Genomic DNA, 6,553 nt, shown 5'->3' on the forward strand with positions numbered 1-6,553 from the left:
CGCTTCAGAGCTTCTTCGATATAGCCGCATCGGTGTAGCAGGCGCTCAGCACTTATCGAAGTCAAACCCTCGGCCACGGCATTAAGAAACGCAGGCTGATCCGTAAGTCCCACCGGCGCGGTTTCATAGACCGGAGACACACGAGTGATCCGCAGGTCGGGCGCTTTCAACGCCGATAGCGCCCGTTCCAGATAGGCGGCGCGGTCACCCAGGTTGGAGCCGAGTCCGAGAAAGAATCGCGTCAAAAGAGTCCCGGTTGATCGCTGCGCGGCGAATACTTGTTGACGCCAAAATATTCGAAAGCACGGTCGGTTCCGGTCCTCCCGCGCGGCGTCCGGTTGATGAACCCGAGCTGGATCAGATACGGTTCGTACACCTCTTCGATCGTTTCGGGCTCCTCGGCGATAGATGCCGCGATGGTATTAATGCCGACCGGACCCCCGCGGTATTTCTCGAGCACCGTTCGCATGATCTTCTGGTCGATCTCATCGAGGCCGAAGCGATCGACTTCCAGGAGATCGAGCGCGGTCTCGGCAACCTGCTTCGTGATCTCGCCGGAAGCGCGCACTTGCGCGTAGTCGCGAACGCGGCGCAACAGCCGGTTGGCGATACGCGGGGTTCCACGGCTACGGCGCGCGATCTCTTCGGCGCCGGCGAGATCGACGGAGACGCTCAAGAGTCGTGCGGAGCGCTGGACAATGCGCGTGAGTTCCTCAACCTCGTAAGGATTCAGGCGCAGGACCAGACCGAAGCGGCCGCGCATGGGAGCGCTGACCAAGCCTTGCCGCGTGGTCGCGCCGATCGCCGTGAAATGCGGGAGCGGGATTGAATGCGTGCGCGCGCCGGGCCCGGAGCCGATCAAAATATCGAGACTGAAATCTTCCAGCGCGGAATACAACATCTCTTCAACATCGGGCAGCAATCGATGCACCTCGTCGATGAAGAAGACTTGCTTGGGCTGCAGGGTGCTGAGGATGCCGGAGAGGTCGAGTTTCTTCTGCAGCACCGGCCCGGAGGTCTGCCCGAACGCGACTTCGAGTTCTGCGGCGATGATGGAACCTAGCGTGGTTTTGCCGAGGCCCGGCGGCCCATAGAGAAGAACGTGATCCATCGCTTCGCCGCGGTGGCGCGCGGCTTCGATGGCAATCGCCAGGTTCTCTTTGAGCTTCGGCTGCCCGGTGAAATCCGCAAGACGGCGCGGGCGCAGGCTCGCTTCGAACTGCGCGTCTTCGGCGTTCGGGGCGGCCGAGACGATTCTACTATCTGCCATTTGAAGGAAGCCCTATTATCTGACGAACTCAAGCGCGCGCCGGAAGAGCGGCTCGAAATCTTCGCCTGCGCCCGCGGCACGTGCTCGGCGAATCGCGGATTCAGCCACCGGACGCGCGCAGCCGAGGTTCAGGAGCGCGGAGAGGACATCGCGATCGATCTCGGATAAAGCGGGCTGCTCCGGTGTAGCGCCGTCGGCGGCAGCCGGCGCGATCAGCTTGTCTTTGAGTTCGAGGACCATGCGCTCGGCGGTCTTCTTGCCGACGCCGGGGATGCGGACCAGGCGTTCGATTTCGCTATTGCGGATGGCGCGGATCAGGTCCGGTGCGGCCAAGCCGGAGAGTATCGTGATCGCGAGTTTGGGGCCGATGCCGCTGACGCCGATCAGCTTTTCGAAGACTTGCTTCTCTTCGGCGCTGTTGAATCCGAAGAGCGCGATGGCGTCTTCCCGCACGTGCGTATGGATGCGCAGACGTACTTCCGCGCCGGGGTTGGGCAGGGCGGAGTAAGTGCTTACTGGAATCGTGACATCGTACCCGACGCCCGCGACATCGACGATTGCCTGGTTGGGGGATTTCTCGAGTAGAGTACCGCGAAGGAGCGCAATCATCCGAGACTAGTTTACTGGAGTTGCGATGAAGCCGTGAGACACGTTGTTCGTATCGTAATAAGTTCCGGAGACGACGCCGCTGTCGTTGATTCCTAACGCCAGCGTTTGAGTACTTCCCGGATAACTGATGTTCGTAAACTGTCCCTGAGAGTAGACGAAGCCTTGAGATATCTGGTTAGTGTTCTGAGCGAAAACGGCAATGACGCCTGCGTCGTAGAACCGACAATCGCAAGAGAATCGCTGATGCCGATCGCATCGGTTTCCGTTGCGCCGGGAACCCGGAAGGTTTTGAAAGTGCCGTTCGCGCCACGGACAAAGCCCAAGTCAAAGGTAGATCCTTTCTTGTCGATGAATTCGTAGGAGCCGACCACATCGCCTTTCGAATTAATCCGGTTGATGCTGGTATAGGTGAAGGTCTGTTGAGCCACCGCCGCCAGTAAGAGTCCGGCCCCGCTACAAAGAGGCGGATAGCTTTTCGTGGCATTGCACAATAGTATCGCTAAGAGCTTGTGCCAAGACCGGCTCCCTCACGGTCGCGGCTCAGTAACGCGAGAAATCGCCAACGCAAATGAATCGGCAACGCAAGTGAATCGCCAACGCAATGAATCGGCAACGCGAGGAATCGGCAACGCAAGGGAATCGGCAACGCGATGAATCGGCAATGCAAGGAATCGGCAACGCAAGGAATCGGCAATGCGAGGAATCGGTAACGCAATGAATCGGTAACGCAATGAATCGGCAACGCAAGGAATCGGTAACGCGATGAATCGGCAACGCGATGAATCGGCAATGCAATGAATCGCCAACGCAAGTGAATCGGCAATGCGATGAATCGGCAATGCAATGAATCGGTAACGCAATGAACCTACTGAGCCGCGCGCGTGAGCAAGCGGTCTTTTCGGACTCTCCACCCGAGCCGCTATGCGACGATCTCGTTAATGGCACGCAGGCGGTTCTTCGTGGGCCGGTTTCAGAAGGGCGCGGCGGTGATTGAGGGCGATGAAGCCGCTCATCTAACACGCGTGCTTCGGGTGGAAAAGGGCCAGCAGTTCGAGATCTCAGATAACTCCGAAGTGTGGCTGGCGACGGTGACGGAAGCCCGCAAATCGCTCGTCGCATTCGAACTTGTTGAGCCCATGGAAGCCGGTCCTGCTGCCGCGCCCGTTGATCTATATGCCGCGCTATTCAAGTTCGACCGCTTCGAGTGGATGATCGAAAAGGCTACTGAACTTGGCGTCCGGCGCGTGATTCCAGTTGAAACCAAGCGCAGCGAACAGGGCTTGTTTGCCGCGGCGGAAAAGCGCGTCGAGCGCTGGCGCCGGATTGCCCGCGAAGCCAGCCAGCAATCGCGGCGCGCGCAGTTGCCGGAGATCGCCGCTGCGATCCGGTTCCGCGAGTTGCCGCGCGATGGCGAACGTGTCCTGCTCGACGAACTGCAAGGGACTCCAACGCTGCAAATCAAGGCTTCGCCGGTCGCGCTACTCGCCGGTCCCGAGGGCGGTTGGACGGATGACGAACGGGAAAATCTGCGCGCCAACTGCTGGACTGCCGCTTCGCTCGGCGCCACCGTGCTGCGCGCCGAGACGGCAGCGATTGCCGGGCTCGCGGTCGTGATACATGAGCTCGCCGGGCTGAACACTAGGCAGACAGATACACTGAAAAGCTAATGCATTCGATGAGCTCGACATCGGCTTTCCTGCAAGCCTATGCGAGATTCCTTCCCCTGCTTTTCATTCAGCTCCTGATTGCCTATCTCGGAGCGAAGCGATGGCCGCGTTTGCGGTCCTTCTTCTACGGGCTGTTCGCGCTCGTCTTCCTCTACTCTTTCGCCGGTTTTCCGCGATTTGGCGGCAAGATGAGCCGCCCCGGCTGGATGGTCTTTGCGATGGGTTTATGGACGTACACGTCCACCATCGCGTTTGCTTGCTACATGGCGGTCGAAGGCATCGGGTGGGTGATTCGGTTTTTTTCGCCGAGCGCCCGCGCGGGGTCGTCGACGGCTGCCACGCGTTCAACAGACAAAACACGAAGAGAACTGATCACCACGGCGGCTTATGTGGCAGCGGCGATTCCGACCGGCGTCCTGCTCTACGGCTGCGCGATCGAGCGCGAGCGCTTTCGCGTGGAAGAGGTCAGCATCCCCTTCGCCAATCTGCCCGCGGACCTGGAAGGCTTTCGCATCCTGCAACTCAGCGATGTACACCGCAGCGCGTTTCTGAGCCAGAAAGATCTGACGCGCGTGGTCGATGCGTGCCGCGAGCTGAAGCCTGACATGATTGTCCATACCGGCGACTTCATCAGCGGCAAGGGCGACCCACTCGAAGCGTGCATCGATGAACTGGCGCGGCTAAATAACAACGAACCCGCATTCGGCTGCCTGGGGAACCACGAGATCTATGCCGAAGCCGAGAACCTGGCGACGCTCCTTGCCGCGCGGCGCGGGATAACGGTCCTTCGTCAAGCCACCACGCAGATCCGGCGCGGCAATGTCGTCATCAATCTGGCCGGGGTCGATTATCTGCGCCGCATCAGTAGCGGCAAATATCTGACCGGGCGTGAAGGGCTGCTACTGCCCGGCGCCTTCAACGTGCTGCTGTCGCATAACCCGGATGTATTTCGAGCTTCGGCGCCGCTGGGGTTCGATCTGACTCTAAGCGGCCATACGCACGGAGGGCAGATCCGGACGGAGATCCTGCACGAAGACATCGACATGGCCCGCTTCTACACCCCCTACGTCTCCGGGCTGTATCGCTCCGGAACCCGAGTATGCTACGTAACGCGGGGCATCGGCTCGATCGGCATTCCGTCGCGGGTTGGCGCGCCCCCCGAAATCACCCTGATGAAATTCACAAAGGCTTAACAATTCCGTGAGATATCTCGTCATCAGCGACCTGCACGGCAACTGGGAAGCGTTGTCGGCCGTGCTGCGGGACGCTATCGACCAATATGATCAGGTGCTATGCTGCGGCGACATCGTGGGCTACGGGGCCGATCCAAATCCAGTGACGGAATGGGTGCGTAAAAACGCGGCGGCAGTGATCCGCGGCAATCATGACCGCGCCTGCGCCACGTTGACCGGAATCGAGTGGTTCAACCCGCTCGCGCAGGCCGCTACACGCTGGACGCATCGGGCGCTGAGCGATGAAAATCGCGCCTGGTTGAGCGAACTGCCGCATGGTCCCGCGCAGGTGGAGGATTTTCAGATGGTACACGGCTCTCCCGTGGACGAAGACGAGTATCTGGTGTCGCTGCATGAGGCGCGCGAAGCGTTCGGATTCACGGAACAGCATTTGACATTCTTCGGGCACACCCACATCCAGGGCGGCTTCGAACAGCGGCAGAACCGGACGATGCAGTGGAATCCGGCAGATCTGCGGTTCCCCCGTATGGTCGACGATGTCGCGTCGTATCTGGTGAACCCCGGCTCAGTGGGGCAGCCGCGCGATAAAGACCGGCGCGCCGGATATGCGCTGTTCGATCGGGCATCACGAACTCTGGAGTTGCGGCGCATCAGCTACGACATTATGACCGCGCAGCACAAGATCGTGGACGCGGGACTTCCTGAGCCGCTCGCCGTTCGATTGGGATTTGGATGTTGATCCGGATGCTGATTTGACGTACGTCTGGCGCAAGCCGCAGTGGTTCGCGGCAACCACAACCTCAACACGATCGAACCCGATGGCAGATCTGGCCGTGGGGCTGGGCACACTGGGGCTGCTATACGTAGTGGCGCGCGTGGGCGGCGAGAGCCTGGTGCGCTTCCATCCGCCGGATGTGATTCCGGCGGTCAGTCTGGACCCGCGAAATCTGCCCAACTACGCGGCGCGCTCGACGCTGCGCATGTTCATCGCGCTGATTCTCTCAACCATCTTCACGTTCGTTTATGGCTACGCGGCGGCACGCAGCCGGCGTGCGGAGAGAGTGCTGGTGCCGCTGCTGGACATTCTGCAATCGGTTCCCGTGCTGGGGTTTCTATCGATCACGGTGACGGGGTTCATCGCGCTGTTTCGAGGAAGCCTGCTGGGTCTGGAAGCGGCATCGATCTTCGCCATCTTCACCGGACAAGCCTGGAACATGACCTTCTCGTTCTATCAATCGCTGCGCACGGTGCCGCACGAATTGGATGAGATGGCGACCCTGTATGGCCTGTCGCTCTGGGAGCGCTTCACGCGATTGGAATTGCCGTCGTCGGTAATCGGGCTGGTGTGGAACGGAATGATGAGCTTCGGCGGCGGCTGGTTTTTCCTGGCGGCTACCGAAGCCATCAGCGTGTTGAATCGGAGTTACACGCTTCCGGGGATTGGTTCGTATGTAGCGGCGGCAACGGCGGCGAAGGACTTCCACGCGCTGGCGTGGGCCATCCTGACGATGACCGTGTTGGTCTTGGCGATCGATCAGTTCTTCTGGCGTCCGCTGGTGACGCTGGCGGATCGATACAAGCTCGAGCTTACGGCGGGCGAGACGCGGCGTTTCTGGGTGAATGACTTATGGCGCGCGGCGCGGCTGCCCTTCGTGGTCAAGAGTTTGTTTGCGGTGTTGGGCCGGCCGATCGACCGCGCGTTGAGTGCGTGGACCAGGCCCTCGCCGCATAGCGTCGAGGCTGCGGAGAAACCGCGAAGCGATCGGCTGTTCAACGCAGTCGTGACCATTGTGGCGGTAGTGTTGATCGGCTTG

General features: G+C 60.3%; 8 protein-coding genes. 4 read left to right on the top strand and 4 right to left on the bottom strand.

All coding sequences use genetic code 11. The annotated features are described in order from the left end of the window. From folK to H1Y01_RS18035, 4 genes are all read right to left on the bottom strand, one after another. A partial coding sequence (gene folK / locus H1Y01_RS18020; RefSeq protein WP_180542006.1) for a 2-amino-4-hydroxy-6-hydroxymethyldihydropteridine diphosphokinase occupies positions 1–245 on the bottom strand: 245 nt, incomplete at its 3' end. Continuing rightward, complete coding sequence (gene ruvB, locus H1Y01_RS18025; RefSeq protein WP_180542008.1) at positions 242–1,270, bottom strand: Holliday junction branch migration DNA helicase RuvB; 1,029 nt, start codon at positions 1,268–1,270, stop codon at positions 242–244. The genes folK and ruvB, both read right to left, overlap by 4 nt. A 15-nt stretch (positions 1,271–1,285) precedes the next feature. Next, on the bottom strand, positions 1,286–1,879 hold the full coding sequence (gene ruvA / locus H1Y01_RS18030; RefSeq protein ID WP_180542010.1) for a Holliday junction branch migration protein RuvA: 594 nt from the start codon (positions 1,877–1,879) through the stop codon (positions 1,286–1,288). A gap of 92 nt (positions 1,880–1,971) precedes the next feature. Further along, complete coding sequence (locus tag H1Y01_RS18035; RefSeq protein WP_180542012.1) at positions 1,972–2,370, bottom strand: hypothetical protein; 399 nt, start codon at positions 2,368–2,370, stop codon at positions 1,972–1,974. A gap of 447 nt (positions 2,371–2,817) precedes the next feature. Between H1Y01_RS18035 and H1Y01_RS18040 the strand changes: the two genes are divergently transcribed. The 4 genes from H1Y01_RS18040 to H1Y01_RS18055 form a co-directional block, all read left to right on the top strand. Beyond that, positions 2,818–3,546 (top strand): RsmE family RNA methyltransferase, encoded by a 729-nt coding sequence (locus H1Y01_RS18040; RefSeq protein ID WP_180542014.1) that lies wholly within the window; start codon positions 2,818–2,820, stop codon positions 3,544–3,546. Next, entirely contained in the window at positions 3,546–4,739 is a 1,194-nt protein-coding gene (locus tag H1Y01_RS18045) for a metallophosphoesterase (protein WP_219341674.1), read from the top strand. Before H1Y01_RS18040 ends, H1Y01_RS18045 begins: the two co-directional genes overlap by 1 nt. Before the next feature lie 7 nt (positions 4,740–4,746). Further along, entirely contained in the window at positions 4,747–5,478 is a 732-nt protein-coding gene (locus H1Y01_RS18050; protein ID WP_180542018.1) for a metallophosphoesterase family protein, read from the top strand. A gap of 79 nt (positions 5,479–5,557) precedes the next feature. After that, the coding region (locus H1Y01_RS18055; protein WP_180542020.1) for an ABC transporter permease subunit at positions 5,558–6,553 on the top strand (996 nt) is incomplete at its 3' end.

It is taken from the genome of Nevskia soli (assembly GCF_903970205.1).
GTDB lineage: Bacteria > Acidobacteriota > Terriglobia > Bryobacterales > Bryobacteraceae > Bog-113.